General features: G+C 61.1%; 15 protein-coding genes, 1 tRNA gene and 1 pseudogene. 9 read left to right on the top strand and 8 right to left on the bottom strand.

All coding sequences use genetic code 11. From position 1 onward, the window contains the following. Positions 1 to 36: 36 nt before the first annotated feature. Positions 37 to 906 (bottom strand): tetratricopeptide repeat protein, encoded by an 870-nt coding sequence (locus tag FHW92_RS10150; RefSeq protein WP_168603140.1) that lies wholly within the window; start codon positions 904 to 906, stop codon positions 37 to 39. 6 nt (positions 907 to 912) lie between these two features. Next, positions 913 to 1,656: an alpha/beta hydrolase gene (locus tag FHW92_RS10145; protein WP_168603139.1), complete on the bottom strand. Its 744-nt coding sequence runs from the start codon at positions 1,654 to 1,656 to the stop codon at positions 913 to 915. An 89-nt stretch (positions 1,657 to 1,745) separates the two neighbouring features. Between FHW92_RS10145 and thrS the strand changes: the two genes are divergently transcribed. Then, positions 1,746 to 3,737, top strand: coding sequence for a threonine--tRNA ligase (thrS, locus tag FHW92_RS10140; RefSeq protein WP_168603138.1), 1,992 nt, complete (start codon positions 1,746 to 1,748; stop codon positions 3,735 to 3,737). 227 nt (positions 3,738 to 3,964) lie between these two features. After that, a complete protein-coding gene (locus FHW92_RS10135; RefSeq protein ID WP_172249173.1) occupies positions 3,965 to 4,744 on the top strand; it encodes a siderophore-interacting protein in 780 nt (259 codons plus the stop codon). 251 nt (positions 4,745 to 4,995) lie between these two features. Here the strand turns inward: FHW92_RS10135 and FHW92_RS10130 are convergent, their stop codons facing one another. Both FHW92_RS10130 and FHW92_RS10125 read right to left on the bottom strand, forming a co-directional pair. After that, the gene (locus FHW92_RS10130) at positions 4,996 to 5,691 is read right to left on the bottom strand and encodes an RlmE family RNA methyltransferase (RefSeq protein ID WP_168603137.1); all 696 of its coding nucleotides are present in this window, start codon (positions 5,689 to 5,691) and stop codon (positions 4,996 to 4,998) included. Continuing rightward, the gene (locus FHW92_RS10125; RefSeq protein ID WP_349237669.1) at positions 5,688 to 6,896 is read right to left on the bottom strand and encodes a Ppx/GppA phosphatase family protein; all 1,209 of its coding nucleotides are present in this window, start codon (positions 6,894 to 6,896) and stop codon (positions 5,688 to 5,690) included. The genes FHW92_RS10130 and FHW92_RS10125 overlap by 4 nt, the downstream gene beginning before the upstream one ends. Before the next feature lie 389 nt (positions 6,897 to 7,285). Here FHW92_RS10125 and FHW92_RS10120 point away from each other — a divergent pair. Next, positions 7,286 to 7,359, top strand: a tRNA-Gln gene (locus FHW92_RS10120). Between the two features lie 363 nt (positions 7,360 to 7,722). Here FHW92_RS10120 and FHW92_RS10115 read toward each other — a convergent pair. From FHW92_RS10115 to FHW92_RS10105, 3 genes and pseudogenes are all read right to left on the bottom strand, one after another. Next, on the bottom strand, positions 7,723 to 8,307 hold the full coding sequence (locus FHW92_RS10115) for an SLATT domain-containing protein (protein WP_210428441.1): 585 nt from the start codon (positions 8,305 to 8,307) through the stop codon (positions 7,723 to 7,725). Further along, on the bottom strand, positions 8,300 to 9,619 hold the full coding sequence (locus FHW92_RS10110; RefSeq protein ID WP_210428440.1) for a nucleotidyltransferase: 1,320 nt from the start codon (positions 9,617 to 9,619) through the stop codon (positions 8,300 to 8,302). The genes FHW92_RS10115 and FHW92_RS10110 overlap by 8 nt, the downstream gene beginning before the upstream one ends. Before the next feature lie 203 nt (positions 9,620 to 9,822). Continuing rightward, a pseudogene (locus FHW92_RS10105) lies at positions 9,823 to 10,101 on the bottom strand (transposase); the annotation flags it as partial. Positions 10,102 to 10,451: 350 nt separating this feature from the next. Here FHW92_RS10105 and FHW92_RS10100 point away from each other — a divergent pair. The 5 genes from FHW92_RS10100 to FHW92_RS10080 are packed head-to-tail and all read left to right on the top strand — an operon-like array spanning position 10,452 to position 20,286. Beyond that, the gene (locus tag FHW92_RS10100; protein WP_168602905.1) at positions 10,452 to 10,682 is read left to right on the top strand and encodes a transcriptional regulator; all 231 of its coding nucleotides are present in this window, start codon (positions 10,452 to 10,454) and stop codon (positions 10,680 to 10,682) included. A 4-nt stretch (positions 10,683 to 10,686) separates the two neighbouring features. Then, on the top strand, positions 10,687 to 13,758 hold the full coding sequence (locus FHW92_RS10095) for a DUF499 domain-containing protein (protein ID WP_168603135.1): 3,072 nt from the start codon (positions 10,687 to 10,689) through the stop codon (positions 13,756 to 13,758). A gap of 34 nt (positions 13,759 to 13,792) precedes the next feature. Continuing rightward, positions 13,793 to 14,242 (top strand): hypothetical protein, encoded by a 450-nt coding sequence (locus tag FHW92_RS10090; protein ID WP_210428439.1) that lies wholly within the window; start codon positions 13,793 to 13,795, stop codon positions 14,240 to 14,242. A 13-nt stretch (positions 14,243 to 14,255) separates the two neighbouring features. Beyond that, positions 14,256 to 17,162 carry a DUF1156 domain-containing protein gene (locus FHW92_RS10085; protein ID WP_168603133.1) on the top strand — a complete coding sequence of 969 codons (2,907 nt, stop codon included), beginning with the start codon at positions 14,256 to 14,258 and terminating at the stop codon, positions 17,160 to 17,162. 1 nt (position 17,163) lies between these two features. Then, positions 17,164 to 20,286, top strand: a complete 3,123-nt coding sequence (locus FHW92_RS10080; RefSeq protein ID WP_168603132.1) for a helicase-related protein — start codon at positions 17,164 to 17,166, stop codon at positions 20,284 to 20,286. Between the two features lie 260 nt (positions 20,287 to 20,546). Here the strand turns inward: FHW92_RS10080 and FHW92_RS10075 are convergent, their stop codons facing one another. Then, positions 20,547 to 20,714, bottom strand: coding sequence for a hypothetical protein (locus FHW92_RS10075; protein ID WP_168603131.1), 168 nt, complete (start codon positions 20,712 to 20,714; stop codon positions 20,547 to 20,549). Between the two features lie 323 nt (positions 20,715 to 21,037). Between FHW92_RS10075 and FHW92_RS10070 the strand changes: the two genes are divergently transcribed. Further along, positions 21,038 to 21,265, top strand: coding sequence for a helix-turn-helix domain-containing protein (locus FHW92_RS10070; protein WP_168603130.1), 228 nt, complete (start codon positions 21,038 to 21,040; stop codon positions 21,263 to 21,265). Positions 21,266 to 21,323: the final 58 nt, after the last annotated feature.

The raw sequence follows: 21,323 nt of genomic DNA, 5'->3' as shown, positions 1-21,323 counted from the left end.
CGTGATGCCGCCAAGATGGGATCGCACTTATACACTTTATTTTCCTGCCGTTTGGGCCGGGGTCTGCGGGCCGATCTGCGCCAGATAGGCTTTTGCCCGCGCGGCGCTGTCCGAATCAGGGCTGGTTTTGACCACCGATTCCCAGCTCTTGCGCGCCGCATCCTCGCGGCCCGACAGCATGGCGATGACGCCCGCCTCCACGCCGATTTCGCCGTCACGCGGGTCGAGCCGGGCGGCATTTTCGATCTGGACCTGCGCCTCGGGCAATTTGTTCATCCGGCGCGAAAGCGTGGCCGAGAGCAGCCAGACCTGCGCATCATCGGGCAGCGCGGCGCGGGCGTCGGCCAGCACCGGCTCGGCCTCGACCGCGCGGTTCAGCGCGACCAGCGCGCGGGCGCGGTCCACCAGAATGCCGCCCGCCAGAACAGGTTTTGACGCCGCGCGTGCATCGGCCAGCGCCGCATCGAGCAGCGGCAGGGCGTCATCGGCGGCCCCCTGCGCCAGCGCGGCATTGCCCGCCATCGCGCCCGCCTGCGCGCGCCAGAGCTGGTCGGTGGTGGCATCATGGGCGGCGATGAAGGCGGCGCGGGCCGCGCTCCACTGCCCCTGCCGGGACAGAGCGCTGCCAAGGCAGACATTGGCCTGCGCGCGGGCGATTTCGTGCTCCTTGGTCGCGTCCTTCACCCATTGGCGCGCATCGGCCAGCCCGCCTGCCGGATCGCTCTCGGCCGCATCCATGCATTTGCGGAAATGGCTGGTCTGGGTGGGAAAGTCGAAGACAATGCCGCGCGGCCGGGGCGCGACGGGCCGGGGCCGGTCGATCTGGGGCAGGTTCAGCCCCGCGATGCCCCCGCCATTGAGCGAGGAAGCCTGAGCAACAAGGGGGATCAGGAAAACGAGGGCCATGGGCGATCAATCTGCAAAAGAAGCAAGGGTGCGCAGCAGCAGGGCAATGTCCTCATCCCGGCTGAGACGATGATCGCCGCCTTTGACAAGGGTCAGCTGAACATCGCCCGAACGCAGCGCCTCCAGCAGACGATGGCTGATCGCGGGCGGGACATCGCCGTCCTCGATCCCGTGCAGCAGGCGGACGGGGGCGTCGACGGGGATGGGGGCGTCGAGCTGCAATTGGGCCTGCCCATCGGCCCAGAAGGCGGCGTGGGTGGGCGTTGGCTCGGGGCCATAGGGGTTGGGTTCGAGGATGGTGTGCCCTGCGGCCAATTCCGATTTTTGCCCCTCGCTATAGCCCCATGTCGTGAAATCGGGAGCAGCGGCGATGCCTACCAATCCGGCGATGCGGCTCGGAATTGCGCGGGCCACCAGCAGCATCAGCCACCCGCCCATGCTGGACCCCACCAGCACGACAGGCCCTGCGACATAGGCCGCGATGAGCGCCAGCACCTCGTCACGCCAGCGCGAAAGCGTGCCATCGGCAAAGGTCCCCGGCGATTGCCCGCATCCCGAATAGTCCATCAGCAGGCAGGCGCGCCCGTTTGCCGCCGCCCAATCGAATACGGCGCTGGCCTTGCTGCCCGCCATGTCGGACATATAGCCGGGCAGGAAGACGATGGTCGGGCCGGTTCCGGGCGTATGGCGATAGGCAATGGCGCGGCCATCGGGCATCAGGTGGGTCTGGATCGTATCGGTCTGGATCATGGCGCATCAGATGGGCCTGTTTCTCTGACGGCACAAGTCGGCGCCTTTGCTGTTGAGCCTTGGCCGCGCGGGCGCTAAGGGCTTGGCCCATGTCGACCATGCTCAAGATCACCCTTCCCGATGGCTCTGTGCGCGAGATGGCGCCGGGCTCGACCCCTGCGGATGTTGCCGCCGCGATTGGCCCTGGCCTGGCCAAGGCCGCGATTGCCGCGCGCATTGATGGCGAACTGGTCGATCTCACCCGAACTTTCACGGGCGATGCGCAATTGGCGCTGGTGACGGGCAAGGATGAGAAGGATGCGCTGGAACTGGCGCGCCACGATTTTGCCCACGTTCTGGCCGAAGCGGTGCAGGCGCTGTTTCCCGGCACGCAGATCACCTTCGGTCCGGCCACGGACGATGGCTTCTATTACGATTTCGCGCCTGCGGAGCGTCCGTTCACCGATGAAGATCTGCCGCTGATCGAGGCGGAGATGCGCAAGATCATCGCCGCCAACAAGCCGCTGCGCCGCGAGGTGTGGAGCCGCGAGCAACTGATTTCGCGCTGGAAGCAGCAGGGCGAGAGCTTCAAGGCCGAATGGGCCGCCGAACTGCCCGAGGATGAGGAACTGACCGTTTACTGGTCGGGCGACGACTGGCTGGACATGTGCAAGGGGCCGCATTTGCCCAGCACCGGCAAGCTGGACCCGGCGGCCTTCAAGCTGACGCGCGTGTCGGGCGCCTATTGGCGCGGCGACCAGAAGAACGCGATGCTGTCCCGCATCTATGGCACCGGCTGGCTCAACAAGAAGCAGCTTGATGCCCATCTGCTGCGCCTTGAAGAAGCCGCCAAGCGCGACCACCGCAAGCTGGGCGCGGAAATGGACCTGTTCCACCTGCAATCCGAAGCGCATGGCAGCGTGTTCTGGCACCCCAAGGGCTATCTGATCTGGCGCGAGCTGGAGGCCTATATGCGCCGCGCCATCGACGGCACCGGCTATCAGGAGGTCAAGACCCCGCAGGTGATGGACGCCAAGCAGTGGGAGCAATCGGGCCACTGGGGCAAATATCGCGAGAACATGTTCGTCATCCCCGACGAGGCGCCGAATACCGAGGACGATGGCCCCATCGTGTCCAAGGACGCCGACTGGATGGCCTTGAAGCCGATGAACTGCCCGGCGCATGTGCTGATCTTCCGTCAGGGCATCAAGTCGTACCGCGAATTGCCGCTGCGTCTGGCCGAAATGGGCTGCTGCCACCGCAACGAGCCGCATGGCGCGCTGCATGGCATCATGCGCGTGCGCCAGTTCACGCAGGATGACGGCCATATCTTCTGCCGCGAGGATCAGATCGTCGAGGAGGTCCGCGCCTTCTGCGAACTGGCCGACCGCGTGTACAAGGACTTTGGCTTTACTTATTCGATCAAGCTGGCGCTGCGCCCCGAAAAGCGTTTCGGCAGCGAGGAAATGTGGGATCTGGCCGAGACGGAACTGCGCGATGCGGTGGTCAATGCGGGGCTCGCCACGGAAGAATATGGCTGGGAAGAACTGCCGGGCGAGGGGGCCTTCTATGCGCCCAAGCTGGAATGGCATCTGACCGACGCCATCGGACGCACCTGGCAGTGCGGCACGATCCAGTCGGACCGCGTGCTGCCCGAGCGACTCGATGCCGCCTATATTGCCGAGGATGGCGAAAAGCACCGCCCGGTCATGCTGCACCGCGCAATTCTGGGCTCGTATGAGCGTTTCATCGGCATCCTGATCGAGCATTTCGCGGGCAAGCTGCCTGTGTGGCTGGCCCCGGTTCAGGCGGTTGTGGCGACCATCGTGTCGGACGCTGACGGCTATGCGCAGGACGCGGTGGCCCAATTGCGCGCGGCAGGCATTCGCGTGGAAAGCGATCTGCGCAACGAGAAGATCAACTACAAGGTGCGCGAGCACAGCCTCAAAAAGGTGCCTTATCTGTTGGTTGTGGGCAAGCGCGAGGCCGAGGAAGGCACCGTGGCGGTCCGCATTCTGGGCGAGCAGCAGCAGAAGTTCATGCCGCTGGCCGAGGCGATTGCCATGCTGAAGGGCGAGGCGACCCCGCCCGATCTGCGCTGATCGCGTGAAAATTTTTGCAGGACACGGGAACGGCGCCTTCGGGCGCCGTTTTTGTTTTTGCGAGCCGGCCGCAAAAAATCGCGCGCGGGGACTTGTGTTTTGCGCATTAAGATATATCTTGACTGCAACATAGCGATTCAGGAATAGGCCGCTCCATGATGACTCACCTCGAAATCCTGCGCCGCCGCCACCTACCCTCCCACCTTCCGCAAAAGGGAAAAGCCATCATGAGCACCGACACCGCCCCCCGCCATCAAATCATCCGCATGCGCCACGAAATCCGCCGCCGCACGCTGACGGTCCAGACTATCGAGGCGCTTGGCCCCAACATGCGCCGCATCACCTTCTCCTGCGACGACCTGCATGATTTCGCCAGCGCCTCGCCCGACGACCATATCAAGCTGTTCTTCGCGGCCCCCGCGGGCGAGGAAAAGCCGCTGATGCGCGACTATACCCCCCGCCGCTTCGATACGGCCGCTGGCGTGCTGGTCATCGACTTCGCCCTCCACGAGGCAGGCCCCGCCACGAAATGGGCCATTGAGGCCAAGCCCGGCGACACGCTGCCCATCGGCGGGCCGCGCGGCTCGGCGGTCGTGCCCGATGATTTCGACTGGTATCTCCTGATCGGCGACGAGGCCGCGCTGCCTTCGATCGGCCGCCGTACCGAGGAATTGCGCGCGGGCGTTCCCGTCATCACCGCCGTCGTGGTCGATGGGCCCGAGAGCGAGCAGGTGTTTGCCGCGAAATCCGCTTGGCAGGGCCTCTGGGCCCATCGTGGCGCGGCGCAGAGCGGGGGCAAGGGAGACGCCGCCCGCCTGATCGCGGCCCTTGGCGGGGTGGATCTGCCTGCGGGTGAAGGCTTCGTGTTCATCGCGGGCGAAACCGAAATGGCGCGGGCGGTAAAGGCCTATGTCGTCGATACGCTGGGCCATCCGCGTGAGTGGGTGAAGGCTGCCGGTTACTGGACGCGCGGGGTGGCCGACAGCCATGGGGGGATTGAGGATTAAGGGGGTTTTGGGAGGTTTTTAGAAGGTTTGCCTCCGGCGGGCAAAGGGCGGGGGCCCTTTGCAATCCCGTTAATGGGGTGGCGCTTGGTTGGCGGCGGTGGGGTTTGTGGTTTTATAGCCTGCGGCGCGGCGGCCTAACGCTTCCCGGCGCCGCAGGCTTTAAAAATCCAAAGGCTGCGTCCGACACCTAACGCCGACCCTCTGCGCAACGCAGACACTAACGGGAGCGCGAGGGTCGAGACCCTCGCATTTCACCCTTCTTCCTTACCGGCCTCCAATTCCTCAACCGTCCCTTTGAACCCCTGCGCAATCACATACCACTCCGACGAATCCTTCCGGCTCGCAGGCGGCTTGGCGTGCTTTACGGTGGTGAAATGCCGCTTGAGAATGTTCAAAAGCCCCGGATCGGTCCCGCCCGCAAAGACTTTCGCCACGAATGCACCGCCTTTGGACAGGTTATGCACAGCAAAGTCCACAGCCGTTTCCACAAGGCCCATCGTGCGCAGGTGGTCGGTCTGTTTGTGGCCCACGGTATTGGCGGCCATGTCCGAGATCACCAAATCGGGCCGCCCGCCCAGCGCCTCCATCAGCGCGTCGGGGGCTTCATCGGCCATGAAGTCCATTTCGAACAGGATCGCGCCCTCGATGGGATCGGTGGGCAGCAGGTCGATGCCGACCACGCCCGCTTGCGGCGCGCGCTGGCGCACCACCTGCGTCCACCCGCCCGGCGCCACGCCAAGATCGACCACCCGCCGCGAGCCTTTCACCAGACCGAATTTATCGTCCAGTTCGATGAGCTTATAGGCCGCGCGGCTGCGATAGCCGTCCGCCTTGGCTTTCTTGACATAGGGGTCGTTCAACTGCCGTTGCAGCCAGCGGGCCTGCGAGGCTGTGCGGCCCTTGGTGTTTTTCAGTCTGGTGCCGGGATCGCGGCCGGAACGGCTCATGCCGCGCCTCCTTTGCTGTGTGTGATGCCGATCAGGCTGCGCAGGATGCCTTCACGGATGCCGCGGTCGGCCACGCCGAGGCGCGCCGCCGGCCATAGATCGAGAATCGATTCGAGGATAGCGCAACCCGCCACCACCAGATCGGCGCGCTCGCGGCCGATACAGGCCACCTCGCGCCGCCCGGCGACGCTCAGGCTGGACAGGCGCTGGCTGATCGCGCGCATGCTGGCGGCGGGCACGATGCAGCCGTCCACCGCGCTGCGGTCGTAATGGGGCAGGTCGAGATGGACGCTGGCCAGCGTCGTCACCGTCCCGCTGGTGCCCAGCAGGCGCAGCGGGCCGTGATCGTGGACCAGCCCTTCGCGCAAGGGGGCGATGCGGGCGGCAAAGGCGGCAAAGCCATCATCCACCAATCCGCGCATTTCGGCATAGCGCTCGGCCCGGTCCTGCGGCGAATCGAGTTCGGCCCGGCAGCTTTCGGTCAAAGAGACGACGCCGTAAGGGATCGACACGAAATCGCGGATCAGCGGCACCCCGCCATCATCCTGATGCTCGATCAGCACCAGTTCGGTCGAGCCGCCGCCAATGTCGAACACCAGCGCCGGGCCGGGGCCGGGCTCGATCAGGATATGACAGCCCAAGACCGCAAGCCGCGCTTCCTCGCGCGCCGAGATGATGTCGAGCGCAATGCCGGTTTCGCGGCGCACACGCTCGATGAATTCGGGGCCGTTGGTGGCCCGCCGACAGGCCTCGGTGGCCACCGAACGCGCCAGCGCCACGCCCCGGCGGCGCAATTTATCCGCACAGATCCGCAGCGCGCCCATCGCCCGCTCCATCGCGGCATCTGACAGGCGCCCGGTCTGGGCCAGACCTTCGCCCAAGCGCACGACCCGGCTGAAGGCATCGACCACCACGAAACTGTCGCCCGCAGGCCGCGCGATCAGCAACCGGCAATTGTTGGTGCCAAGGTCGATGGCGGCATAGGACTGGCCAAACGGCCCGTGAAAATAGGGCGCGGGCCGGGGGGCAGAGGCATCGGGCGTTTTGGCGGGGGCCTTGGCGCCGGATTTCGCCTGTGCCGATTTGGCCTGCGCGGATTTGGCCGCCACGCCGCGTTCGCGCGCCTTTGCCCCGCGTTTGCGCCTTGCGCCGCGCCGCGAAGTGGGGGGCGCCGCCGCCCCGGAATTGCTCTGCTCCGCGGGCACGACTGTGCCTTCGGGCTTGCCGCCGGTTACGTCTACTCTCTGGTCCTTGCGCGGGGCGGCAGCGCGACTCTTGCGTGCCCGGCGCCTTGCTTTTTCCCCGCGCCGTTGAACCTTTGCTGGCGTGTCCGGCGGAGTTTGATCCGCCATGTGTAATTCTCAAAAATCTGTGTCCCGCGAGATACGCGGGTAATGTTGCCCTCCATGCTAGCGCCGAGCGGCCTCCGGAGCAATGGCTGATAAGGAGGATTGTCGCATGGGGCCCGCCGGCGGCGGAGCAGGCCGCCGGCGGGGGATCTGCCATCAGGCGATTTCAAGTCGCACCGTGCTTTCATTTTTTCTCTTGACGCTTGGAAACAGTGGGTTTAGAGGCCCGCTCCACACCGAGATGATGCCCTGTCGTCTAATGGTAAGACTACGGATTCTGATTCCGTCTATCGAGGTTCGAATCCTTGCAGGGCATCCAACTCTCCTGTCCAGTGACACCAAAGCTTGTCCTCTGTGACATAGGCTTATCCTCTCGGTTGATGAGAGGCTGAAGAAGCGGCGCCTTCCATTTAGTTTGATCGCGTTGAATCGAGCCAGAAATATGCTCTGGATCGTTCAGAGGCCGCCCTCTTCATTGAAGAACTTGGCTGCGCACATAGCCGCGCTGGCCAGTGAGCTAGAACCCGGACGAACCGGTTAGGCACCTTCAGGGTTCCTAACGCGGGATAGCGGACATCGGAATGCGACCTCACGGGAGCGGCACTCGCTCTAGATTTCCAGTTACTAGCAGTGATTTTCACCCTCGGGCTCCCCGTCGGGGGAGCCGACCGAGAGTGCGACTCTATGTCATACGGGCGATCCCAATTGCCACGAGCGCCAGCACCGATACTGCGAGGGTGAATGAGAAGGAGAAGGGCACTTTGTCGCGCCAGAAGGTGAATTTCTTCTGCTCGTCGATCCACTCAATCTGGTGCTGCCAGAAAAACTTGTAGTGGGCATACCAGTCGCTGAAGAGGATTTGCTTCGACTGGCTGGAGCCGGACACCTCCGCCTGAAGGGCATCTAAGTGCGCCCGGTAGACTGCCAGATCGGCGCCTTCCGCTGTCGCCTGCACGTCGCGATAGAGGTCGCGCAGCCGATAAAAGAGCGTCGTGAGCCGCTCCCCTTCTTCGCTATAGGCGACCTTGTTGTGATCGTATTGTGCAATGATAAGCGTGATGATGCCAAACGCGACCATGGTCGCAGCGATCAACTTTGCGTTTAGCGGCTCCCAAACAAGCGCATAGAGGCCTACTAACAGGGAGACGAGGCCAAGTCCGCTGGGGACCTTCTGAACAATGTCGTGCGTGGCGAAGTTCTTTTTCGCGCCAAACCCGACATTGTACCCCGTCTCGGCGATGCTGCGGAGAAGACCGGTCCTATTCATTGTCGTCCTCTTGGTTTGCGCTGATAGGTACGTGGATGCGATCGGTCGCGACGACAATTCGGTCAACGACGGCGTAGCACTCGACCACGTGATCGCCCTTAAAATCGGTGCGCTCGATCTTCCTCCTATGCCCATCATCCGCTACGATCTGCCCACGAATGCAGTCGCGGTCGATTGCTTCCTGTCCCCGGTTAAGCACCTTCCAGAACAGGCCAAACTCGCCCGGTATATCTGTCTCAACAATCGAGAATGTGAGCTTCTTGCGTGGCATAAGCGGCTTGCGGTCGCGGATCATCTCCCTGAGAGATGCTGGACGAAACCCATTCTGCTCTACTTGGCAGTCGATACGAATGTTGTTCCGGATATCAACGGCGGCAAACACATCTTCTGGATACTCCTCGGTCATGCGGACCGGTTTACTCTTGTATTCGAGAACGGCTGCCTTTTGCATTTTCTCAGTCGCGGGGAATTGCCGACCATAGACGGCCCGCCACTTGTCATGCTGGTTGTCATTGCCCTCTGCCTCAATCGCCTTGAGGCAGAGCTCATGCGCCTTCTTCGCTTTACGCTGAAAATTCTTCTTCACTTTGACGCGCTGGCCACTGCCCAATGCCGCGAAGTAGTCCTGCTTTGGCAAATCTTTTATATACGAAAAAAAATCTCGACTCATCCAGTCGTAATAGTGGTAACCTTTTTTATCATAATCGCTGGTCGACTTCAGAAAATTATAGGCCAGAGTGTCTATTAGCAAACCGCCAATACCTACACCGTGCTTGTTCTTCCAAGAGCGCACCATCTTGCAGAGACGTCGGAGATTGTCGTTTTTATCGGACACGAATTCAGACATCGCCTTGATCTCGTCACGAGGCTTGGTTGTCTTCCAAGAGCCGCCGTTGTAGGTATCGGGGTATTTGAAGCTGCCGTCGTCCTGCTCAAACACCGGCTGTGCCTCCACGGTGAAATTCGAGTAGACGGCCTGGACAACGAGCCGATCCACCCTGACGGTCGTCTTGGGGTAGCGCGCGCGGATGGCAGCGGCGGTGTCGGACAGCAATTTGGACTGACCTCCGTCTTTGTAGGTCTCCCACTCACCCTTCGGCATGATGTATAACATGTCGAGGTCCGAGATGCCCTTGATGCCGGTGTGTCGCCCGTAGGAGCCAACTTGTAGCGTATTCGCCGTCTTGGAATCAGTGTCGCGGAACTTCTGATTAAGCGCACGGGTGATCTCCCCATATCGATCAGAGATCGCTTGGGCGTCGTCGACCTTTATATTGCTGAGAAACTGCTTGAACGTGTCTGCGATACTCAAGCGATCTACCCCCGGTTGAATGCCCGAGGACAGGTTAGATCAAATTAAGAGCGCTTCAACGGCCGCCTCGAAAGCATACACATATTCTTTCACGAGCGGCTCAGCAAACGCTTGCTGCTCCATCGAAAGCTGCCTTCACATCTGGCACAGCCTTCTCGAATCACTCATGCGCAGCAATGAGGTCGCCCTGTTCGATGTGAAACCTCCTGGATCACCGCCACCAGCGCCTTCTCGACGGTTTTCCTTGGCCCCAGAAAGCCCGGGAAATAAGCGCCGGTCTGCAGCTTGGGGATCTTGATGTTGAGCGTGCCGAGCCGGGTATCAAGGCTGCGGTCGCGGTAGCTATTGCGCCAGGTCGTCCGGTCGCCGGATCGTTCAGGGCGGCCAGCGCCGACCCGGCCGTCAACGTCGGCTTCCATGATGATCTGCAAAACGCTCTCAGCGATCATGCACAGAAAACCTCCATCTCCGGTCTTCGCCATCAGTTCGGCAAGCGGTAGTCTGTCGTCGGGATCAACTCCTCGGTGGGCGTGTGAAGTGTGGTAACTCCACTCCACCTTACCGATGAACCTGGTGGCCACCGAGATCGACATCGCCATGGTTGGGGCATGCCCCAACCGCTCCAGCGGATCAGCCGCCGCGCTCAGAGTCTCGCACCGGTCCGAAAGATCAAAGAAACCCGGCTGCCCCGCCATCATCGCCTCCGTCATCCGCGAAGGCAATGAATCAGCTCAAGCCGTTACGTGCCAGTGGTTTTTCGACGTGTTCAAACGTCTTCATAATTCGGCTGAAATGCTTGCTAAAATCATGAGCGCTTCCTAAAACCCGGAAAATGGATTGCAAGGATGACATTCTAAAGGTGGCTGGAGAGGCGCTCTATGGGCGCCAGTGGCAAACGCCGCTTTCACGCGATCTGGGCGTAACTGACCGGACCGTGCGGAACTGGGCCATCGGCGTCAATCGACCTTTGGATCTGGCAGAAAGAATCCTCCCACTACTCCGGGCTCGTAGCGAGCATCTGACCCACATCATCGCGCTCGCCGAGCGCCTCAAGCACAGGTAACGACATGGCTCTCACGACCATTTTCGACAGCTGCCAGCCTCGGCAGGACATCCTAAACGGCACGATGTCGGAAGCCGAGTTTGCCGCACGTCTTGGCCCAGTTCTCTCGGGGCAAGGCCCGGTCGATTATGTGGATGCGCGCCGCTTCTTCGCGAATACATACCCCACGGCAGGCCTGAAGGAACTGCTTGGTCAGGTTCTAAGTCGTCTGTCCGGCCATGGATCGTCGTCTGCCGTCTTCCGCCTCGATACCAGCTTCGGTGGCGGTAAGACGCACGGCCTCATCGCGCTCATCCACGGTGCCCGCGAGGGCGCGAGCGTGCCCAACATGGACGAGTTCGTATCGCTACCGTCGCTACCGGCCGGGGCGTCGGTCGCAGCTTTCGATGGCGAGGCGTCCGATCCCTCGAATGGTCGAATGATGGGAATCGGCATCCGGGCATTTACGCCTTGGGGAGAGATTGCCTATCAGATCGGCGGCGATGCTGGATACGAGATCGTCCGGAAGTCCGACGAGATGCGCCGTGCTCCCGGCGCCGACACGTTGGCGGAGGTGTTCGGCGATCGTACAGTGCTCGTCGTCCTTGACGAGTTGGGCGAATATCTGCGCAAGTGTCCGGACGCGTACGGTCGTGACCAGATATCGGCGTTCCTCAAGGCTCTGTTCGCCGCCGTGGAGAGCCGCCCACGCGCCGCAGTGGTGTTCACGCTCGCGGTGCGGTCGGATGGCAAGGCCACAGATGCCTTTGCGCGCGAGAATGAAGAGATTTCGCGGATCGTCAGTGAGCTCGAAAGTGTCTCCGGTCGGAAGGCGACGATCCTCAATCCCACCAGCGATGACGAGACTGCTGCTGTGCTGAAGCGGCGTCTGTTCGAGCGCGTGGACGTGCCGCAGGAGACGGTGGCGGCATATTGCCAGCTTTGGACGCAATACCGTGACCGCATCGATACTGGCCACCAAGGGGCAGACGCTCGCACTGCCCTGGAAGCCAGCTATCCGTTCCACCCCGACCTTTTGGACACGCTGACCGGTAAGACGGCGACCCTCGCTGACTTTCAGCGCGTGCGCGGCATGCTCCGCATCCTTGCCAAGACGGTAGCGAGCGTGTGGGCCAAGCGCCCCAAGGACGCGGCAATGATTCACACCCACCACGTCGACCTGGGCGACGAGGGCATCCGTCGCGAGTTTACGACGCGCCTCAATCAGAGCCAGTACGACTCTGCGATACTCAATGATATCGACGGCAAGACTGGCCGTGCGGCGCTGGCCGCCAGCATCGACGGCGACAGATTCGGTGGGCTGCTGCCGTACGCTAGCTACGTCGCCCGAACGATCTTCGTCCACACGATAGCTTACAACAACGAGCTTCGCGGCCTGACCCCCGCGCACCTGCGCTACTCGGTGCTGTCGCCGGACGTGGATCTCAGCTTCGTGTCCGATGCCGAGGCGGCGTTCATTCAGGGATCCGCTTATTTGGATGATCGCCCCGGCGCGCCTCTACGCTTCAATGCGGAGGCTAACCTTACCCAGATCATTGCCCGCGAGGAGCGGAACGTGGAGGCTGATGCTCTGCGGGTCGAGACTGACAGTCGCATCAAGGATATCTTTGGCGGCAACGGCTCGTTTGAGTCAATTCCGTTTCCCGCCGGCGCATTCGACGTCCCCGACGACATCGGCGACGGCAAGCCGCGGCTCGCCGTAATCCATCATCAGGCGCTGAGCATCAGCAACGTGGTCGATGAAGTCCCGGAACTGATCTCCGCGATATACCAGCGTAAGGGTCAGGACGGCGGTGGGCTACGCCAGCTGCGGAACAATCTGGTCTTCCTCGTCGCAGACGACCGACACATCCAGCACCTGACCGCAACAGTGTCGCGTCATCTGGCGCTTCAGGAGCTGAAGCGAGCCGACCGCTTGAACGAGCTTGCAGATCACCAGAAAGCTCAGGTTATTGAGCTGGCGCGGCGGTCTGAGTCTGATATCGCGATCGCTATCCAGCAATGCTATCGGCACCTCTTCTATCCGAGCCGCACCGCGCTGGGTGGCCGCACCATCTCGCTCGACCTCGCTACTATCGATCAGCACTCGGCGTCGGAGCGCCCTGGATCTGGTCAGACGCAAATCGTCCGCCAACTGTCCGACATCGGCAAGCTCCGCACGCCTGAGGATCAGCCGGATCTGCCGCAGTTCGTACGGGACCGCACGCCACTCAAGCGGATCGGTCAGATGACGGCCGCAGATCTGCGCGCTGAGTTCCGGCGGGATCCGTCGCTGCCCATGCACGTCGGCGACGACCCGTTCCGCAAGCTAGTGATCAAGGGCATCACGGATGGCGTGTTCGTTTACCAGCGCGAGGGGTTGACGGCAGGCAAAGGCGATCCTGTGCCGTCCATTGTGATCGACGGTAGCTCCATCATTTCGACAGCGGACTTCGCACGCGACCACGGTATTTTCCCCCGCCCAGTGAGAGCCCCGGCACCGGACGCACCCGTCACCGATGGCGTGCCAAGCGGCATTCCAGCTGATGCAACCTCGACGAGCGGCGGCAGCTCCGTACAGGAAGCGGCGGTGCCTTTCGGTGGGCACTCCGAGTCTGCGGCTCAGCCAGCGAGTACGGCCACTCCGCCGACGTCATCCGTTCAAGCTTTCACCGGCGAGGGGGTTCTCAAGGACGCGCTCTCCACCGTCTTCCAGCGCGCTCGTGCAGCCAAGGTAGAGAAGGTGTCGACCCTGTCGTTGACCCCGTTCGAGGTCGGCCACTTCTTCATGCTGCTCAACGTGGTGGAGAGCGTTCCCGGAGCCAAGAAGAAGGCGAATGCCACAATCGAATTCGAGACGGCCGCACAATCGATCATCACGATGACGATCGAGGGTGCGGTCAGCGACGCCAAGCAGACCCGCGAATATGTCGAGCCGCAGCTTCGCGCTGCGACCGAGAAAAACGTCTCCGCCAGCATCCAGCTCGATTTCGCCGATGGCCTCGCGCTGTCCGGGGATGAGCCCGAAAAGATCATCGAACGCTTGACCAAGTTTGGCACGTCCGCCGCCTTCGTCGAAGTTACCGCAGAGGCATGAACCTATGGCATCCAGAACTGCAAGGGTCGAGCGCGTGACGCTTCCCACCATCGAACCGTCCTATGAAGTGCGGGCACGGCGGATCGTCGGCAACGAGCTTCAAGTCGAGATATGGCAAATGCCCTCGCCAGCGTCGCCGCACATCCATGTGCCTGTTCGCATGGCGGGACTGGCCGGTCGCAACCTCGAGATCAATCAGATCCGCATCCTGAAGAAGCTTAAGGATGCTGGCATCAGGCTGGAGGCCATGCCGATCGAGGGGCTGCGGTCCACCATTCGTGAAGACGCGGCGCTTCGGCTAGCGCTGCTGTTCCGCACGCTCGCACCCATGCGCTCGCGCTCTGCGATGGTGCACGTCGCCGAAGGTATCGAGGCCATGGCACGTGAGGAGGCCGCCTATTGGCTCGGCATGGCCGTTCACCGCAAGAACCCGCGTCGCGTGCTCACCGCCCTGCGCATTCTCCTGACCGCGCCAGCGCGCTGAGATCGGATCAACAATGACCACCACCCGCCTTATAGAACGCTGGCTGCCGATCGCCGAGATTGGCATTGAGAGCGTACGAGAACGTACTCCCATGACGCCGTTCCCAGCGCCTAACAGGCTGCATGTCTGGTGGGCGAGGCGGCCGCTGGTTGCTTCCCGAGCAGCAGTTCTAGCGTCCATCCTGCCCGACAATGCCGACCGTAGTGTCTTCAAACATACACTTGGCATTCATGGTGATCCAATCGCTGCGCGCATCCGGATCGAACGAGCAGATCGGCTAGGCGAGCGCCTTGGCGCAAATGCCTACGGTTACTCTCGCGCCTTTTCTCACAACCCGTCCGCCGAAGACCTCGACGCATTGATCATGGACAGCGATTTGACGGTGCTAGACCCCACCGCTGGAGGCGGTGCAATCCCGTTTGAGGCTTATCGGCTTGGTCTTTCCGTTATTGCCAATGACCTCAATCCAGTTGCCAGCTTGATCGAAAAGGCAACCCTTGAATATCCGGCTAAGTTCGGAGCCACGCTGCTTCAGGAGTTTCAAGACATAGGCCCTAGATGGGCTGAGATCGCCCGAGAGCGCCTTGCGGGCGTGTTTCCCGATGAGCCAGAAAGTGATTGCCGCCCCGATGGCTATTTGTGGGCGCGAACCGTCACTTGTCCATATTGCGCCGGAAAGGTGCCGCTGTCACCAAACTGGCGTCTCGCGCCTGACGGAACGGGCGTCAGACTTGTTCCACAAATCGGCTCTGGTCCTGGCGACGAGGATCGCAATTGCTCGTTTGAGATTGTGACGAATGTTGATGACCAGTCAGCGGGAACAGTGGCTGACGGCGACGGGATTTGCCCTTATGCCGATTGCGCTCGCGCCATCAGCGGGGATGACATCAAGCGACAGGCGCAAGCCGGCCAAATGGGTGATCAGCTTTTTGCTGTAGTCTACAAGCGCCAAGTTATCACGAAGACGAAGACCGGTAAGAACAAAATTAAGTGGGTTCGTGGATATCGTGCACCTAGTGACAGCGACGACAATTGTGCCGCAATCGCTGCACAGCTGGCCGAGAGGATGCCAGAATGGGAGGCCGTTGATTCGATCCCCATCGAAGCCGTTCCAGAAGGAAGCAAGACAGACGAAGCAAGGCGGTACGGCACTACCAATTGGCGTGATATGTTCTCTCCGCGCCAGCTGCTCGCTCATGGTATCGGTGTAGAAGTGTTTCGCGAAATGCTAGAGGTTGATAGAGCGAAAGGTGTTTTAACGGACGTTCGGACCATCGCATATGTCTACGTAGCAATCGCAATGGATAAGATACGCGATTACAACTCTAGAATGACGCGATGGATCGTAAATCGTGAAACCTTGGCTAACACGTTCGATCGCCATGATTTCGCATTCAAATGGTCTTACGCTGAAATGGCGATCTTGATCGAGGGCATGGGGCTAGATTGGGCTGTTGAAGCGACTGGCAAAGCGCTGAAAGAACTTATCGCCATGGTAGCCGCTGACAAGCGTGGAGACATGTTTGACTCAATGCAGGACCAAGGAGGCGCAATTACCGTTTCTAACGGTTCTGGTGCTTCGATGCCGCACATCGCAGACAAGTCAGTTGATGCCGTGGTTATGGACCCGCCTTATGGCGCGAACGTGATGTATGCTGAATTGTCGGACTTCTTCTATGTCTGGCTGAAACGCACCGCTGGACTCGTCGTGCCAGAGCTGTTTACACGCCGCTTGGCAGACAAAAATGCTGAGGCTGTAGCGAACAAGGCGCACTTCAAAGGCGAGAAGGGGGCAGCGAAACTCGCGGAGCGGGACTACCGCTTTAAGATGGAAGGCATCTTTGCAGAATGTCGTCGTGTGTTGAAGGATGACGGGATTATGACCGTCATGTTTACGCACAAGGAAACTGGAGCATGGGATGCGTTAGCGATGTCGCTAATGGACGCCGGTTTCATTATAACTGCTTCCTGGCCAGTTAATACAGAGGCTTCTGGTTCACTCCACATCAAAGACAAGGCCGCAGCCAATTCTACAATATTTCTTGTCTGTCGGCCTCGTGAGGAGATCATGGGGGGGACTATGTACTGGGAGGACGTGGAACCCGAGGTCGCACGTGCTGTCCGCGCCCGCGTTGATGAGTTCCAGCAGGCCGGCATTCAAGGCGTAGACCTCTACCTCGCCAGCTTCGGCCCTGCGCTGGAGGCGTTCTCTCGTCATTGGCCGCTGACCCGCGGCACGCCGGCGCCGGAGCCGAAGAAGAAACGGCGCACGCAGGGCGATATGTTCGAGCAGTTCGATCCCTACGCCGTGCGGCCGGAGGACGCGCTCAACGCAGCGCGTCGCGAAGTAAAAGCTCGGCGTCTGGCTCAACTGGCATCGGCGAAGGCGCAGGCCGACATGGATGGTCCAACGGCTTTCTATGTGCTCGCCTGGGACGCCTTCAAGGCGGTCAGCTTTCCCTATGACGAGGCCCTGCGGCTCGCCCGCGCCGTGGGGGTCGATCTGGACGTGCAGGTGATCGGCCGGCTCGCCGAGAAAAAGGCGGCCGAGATCAAGCTGTGGGATTCTGCAACCCGCGTCGCCAAGGGCGCTGTAGGTCCAGCCGACGGATCGCGCGGCATGATCGATGCGCTGCATCACGCGGCGCACGTCATGCGCACGCGCGGTGCCGAGGCAGCTCAGGAGATGCTGGAGCAGGCCGGCGTCGCGAAGGAGGACGAGTTCAAGGTCGCGATGGAGGCACTGCTCGAGGTGCTGCCGCCGTCAAAGACGTTCTCCGGTATCGATGCCGACAAGGCGGTGAAGCCCGCAGCCGATGATTTCGATGCGCTGGAGAAGCTGCGCCGCATCGCCTACGATGGAGAAATCGGCGAACCGCAACAACTGGAACTGTATCGCGAGCTGATGGAAGCCGATTGATATGCTGCTGCAGGACCATGCCTGGAAGCTGAAGTACAGTCGAGAGGACGGCGACCTTGTGTCGCGGTTCTGGGTTCCAGCTCTGTCTTCGGCGATCCGTTATGACCGGACGACCGGTTATTTTCGGGCCGCCAGCTTGGCCCTTGCAGCGCGCGGCATCGAACATCTCGCCCTCAATCAGGGCAGGATGCGGTTGCTCGTGGGCTGTACACTCGACGATGGCGAGGTCGAGGCGATCGAGCGCGGCATGTCGATGATGGATGTCGTTGCCCGCAAGGCCGATTTCAGCCTTCCGGAGGCGGTTTCGAACAGCGAGAGAGAGGCCCTCGAGCTTCTAGCCTGGCTGGTCGCTCGCGGTATGTTGGACGTCCGCGTGGCTCTGCCATGCCATCCGATCACGCGTGAGCCAGTAGCAGGCAACGCAATCTTCCACGAGAAGACCGGTGTCATCGAGGACAAGACCGGCGATCGCATCGCGTTCACCGGCTCGGTCAACGAGACGGTTCAGGGTTGGATGAGTAACGGCGAGACGTTCACCGTCTTCAAGTCTTGGACGGCCAACGTCGAATATGTCGACGAGGAGGACCGGTCCTTCGCCATGTACTGGGCTGATAGGGCCGAGCGGATCCGCACATATGATGTGCCGACCGCTGTCCGGTTGGATCTACTCCGCTTCCTGCCGCCCGACGACCTGCTTCCGGCGCGGCTGCAGCAGACACCGAAGGCAGAGCCTGATCCAATCATCCTGCCTGAGCCAAGCGCCTCGCCAGTGGCGGTGCACGACTGGGACAAGGAGCGTGCCGAATTATGGCAGCGCGTAAGGACCGCGGCCCGGGACGCGAACGGTGGCATCTGGGTAGGCGAGGCGACATCGCCGGTCGAGGCCTGGCCTCATCAGCGTCGTGCCTTCCTGCGCATGTACGGCAAGGTGCCGGACCATGCCCCGCGGCTGCTGATCGCGGATGAGGTTGGCCTCGGCAAGACAGTGCAGGCCGGACTGCTGGTGCGGCAGGCCTGGCTTGCTGGACGACTGAGGCGCGGGATTATCCTGGCGCCGAAGAACGTTTGCACTCAGTGGCAGGCTGAGCTGCGCGAGAAGTTTGCGCTCGACTGGCCGATCTACGACGGCAAGAGCTTCCGTCGCTACGACGCGGCGACACAGTCAATCATCGACACGCCGGTGACGCGCGATGCTTGGTCGGCCGAGCCGTTCGTCATCATGTCGAGCCACCTCGCTCGCCGCAGCGACCGCCGCTCCGAGCTACTCGAAGCGGAGCCCTATGATCTTGTGGTCGTCGACGAGGCGCATCACGCTCGGCAAAAGCGGACCGGCGAGCGTGTTACGCCGAACATGCTCATGCGACTTCTGCGCGACTTGCGGCATCGCACGCATGGCTTGATCCTTCTATCGGCGACGCCGCTCCAGACCCACGCGATGGAGCTCTACGACCTCCTGTCGCTACTCGGCCTGCCTCCCGAGTGGGATGCTATAGCTTACGAACGCTACTTTGCTGCACTCGCCGATCCGCACCTGCCGGTAGAAAAAATGGAAGATTGTGCCCGGCTCTTCCGGGCGACCGAAGCCTTCTTCGGGGCACTGCCTTCCGAACGCGCCTCCAGCATGGGCGGAACAGGAGGCCAGCAGCTTTCGACGATCCGCACGCGCAGAATCATCAGCGCGCTTCGCGGCGCGGCATCCATTCCGAGGCGGCAACTCAGCGGCGAGGACCGTGTCGCTGCCGTGCGCATCATGAAACGGTGGTCACCAGTCGCGGCGCTTATGTCCCGGCACACCCGCTCGTTGCTCCGCCGCTATCAGGCCGAGGGCAAGCTTCAGGCTCGCATCGCCGTCCGTGAGGTGCAGGACCGTTTCATCCACATGCAGCCCGCCGAGCGCGACATCTACGAACGGGTCGAGAGCTTTATCCGTTCAGCCTATCAGAATGCGGACCAGTCGCAGCGCACCGCGATCGGCTTCGTGCTGACTATCTACCGTAAGCGACTGTCGTCCAGCTTTGCCGCCCTCGCGCACAGCCTTCAGGGGCGCCTCGATCGTCAGATCGACGACGACCAGTTCGACCTCGAGGAAAGCGGCGAGGAGGTCGAGATGGACGAGGTGAAGGAGAAGGACGAGGTTGCAAGCCGCCTGCTCGAGAGTGCTGCTATCCGCGATATCCTCGCCGATCTTCAGCGCCTGCCGATCGACACCAAGGCCCGCGCGCTCAAGGACGAGCTCACCCGCTTAGCGGCTGAGGGCTATCAGCAGACGATGGTATTCACCGGCTATACTGACACCATGGACGGACTGCGCGATTGGCTGGCTGACCAGACCGGTCGCGAGGTCATCTGTTTTTCGGGTCGTGGCGGGGAGATCCGCACGCCCGATGGCAGCTGGCGTTTGGTGTCCCGGGCGGACATTAAGAAGCGGTTCCGCGAAGGCAAGGGCGACATCCTGCTGTGCACCGACGCCGCCGCTGAGGGCCTCAACTTTCAGTTTTGCGGCTCGCTGATCAACTATGACATGCCTTGGAACCCCATGCGCGTGGAGCAGCGGATAGGCCGCATCGACCGCCTCGGCCAGCGCTTTGACAACATCCGGATATTGAATCTTCACTACCATGACACCGTTGAGACTGAGGTGTACTTGGCGCTATCTGGCCGTATCAAACTGTTCGAGGACATGGTCGGCGGACTTCAGCCAATCCTGTCGGCGATCAGCAAGGAAATCGGATCGCTGGCTCTTGCTGGTGCACATGTCGACGTCGATGCCATGGTCGCGTCCACGATCGAGGCCGTCGATATTCCCACTGTTGATATCGACGATGTGGACGATTGGGGCGACATGCCGGAGATGGGGTGTCCAGCGCTATCGATCGAGGACTTGAAGGTGATCGTGGACCAACCTCGGCTATTGCCATTGGGGTATGAGCTTGCGGCCCTCGATGGCGATGACTTCGCCGTGGAAGAGCCCATTTCGCGTCGTCGTCGACGCGCGACGCTTTCACGAGCTTTTTATGCCAGTCATTTCGAGCACACGGACTTCTGGACCCCGGGGAGCCTTGCATTCCCAATCGAGGGCTCACCGGACAGTCCGTCGGATTCGATGATGGCGGGAATGGCATGAGCGGATCGACTAATCGCGGCACCGCGCATCTTCGAATGGGGCTCGCCAGCATCATCGCGGATCATTTCAAGGTGTATGAGCTACCCCCACTAGGCCAGTTGGACACCTCGAAGAACTGGCGGATTTGGCACGCTGGGGGCGCGGAGGATGGCGCAGGTCAGAGCCAATGAAGCAGTGCCTTTGCTGCAAAAACTGCTTGCAAGCCTCCATCTCTGTGGGCCGCGTCACAAAACATCCTCCAGGTGGCGACCGGATACGCATCAAAGAGATGTCCTGGCATCGCGAAAATGCGCTTGTTTCTGTGGAAAACTGCTTATCGGCGCAGCTTCCACATGATGCTGGCGACATTTCACCAATGACGCATTGAGGCCGTTGTCCTCCAATTCGTCATCGCGAAAGCTGACCAGAAAACGCGTGAGATCGCTCACTTGCAGTATCCGAAGTGGCGCCATTTATATGAATGGAGATTTTGAAAGTCATAGAAATTTTGTTTGTTCGAAAATTCATTCCGTCATCGGTCTTGTAAAATCCAGATCCAAAAATAATATCATATAAAAATTCTAACATTTTCTCGCTTGGTTATGGTGGAAATATTTATAGGCATACCATGCAATTGCATGGTATGCGGCATCTGTTGTCTTTAATAATGCCTATCTTGACGAATTTCCCTACATGATGCTTGATTCGCTCAAGCCGAGAGGAAAAATCCACTCAGGCGATTTGCCGCAAGGGGCAGTGAGCGAGGTCGCAAATGGACAATGATGGCTGGCATGAACACATCAAGTGGTCGCTGGAGCGTCGCGGCTCGTCGCTGTCCAAAATCGCTCGGGCGCTGAGGGTCAACCCCAGCACGGTCACGCGCGTCTCACGCGGCCTGATGCGATCGCGCCGTATCGAAGAGGCGATCGCGGCTGCCACGGCATTCACACCGGCCCAGCTGTGGCCGGGCCATTATCCCGATACGAAAGGAGGTGAATGACGCACTAGCAATGAAAAAGCGGGAGCGCCCGCGAACTCAATTCATCCGTTGCAGAAAT

This window comes from Novosphingobium sp. SG707 (genome assembly GCF_012275515.1).
Taxonomy (GTDB): domain Bacteria; phylum Pseudomonadota; class Alphaproteobacteria; order Sphingomonadales; family Sphingomonadaceae; genus Novosphingobium.
This window is presented reverse-complemented; position numbering and strand designations above follow the sequence as displayed.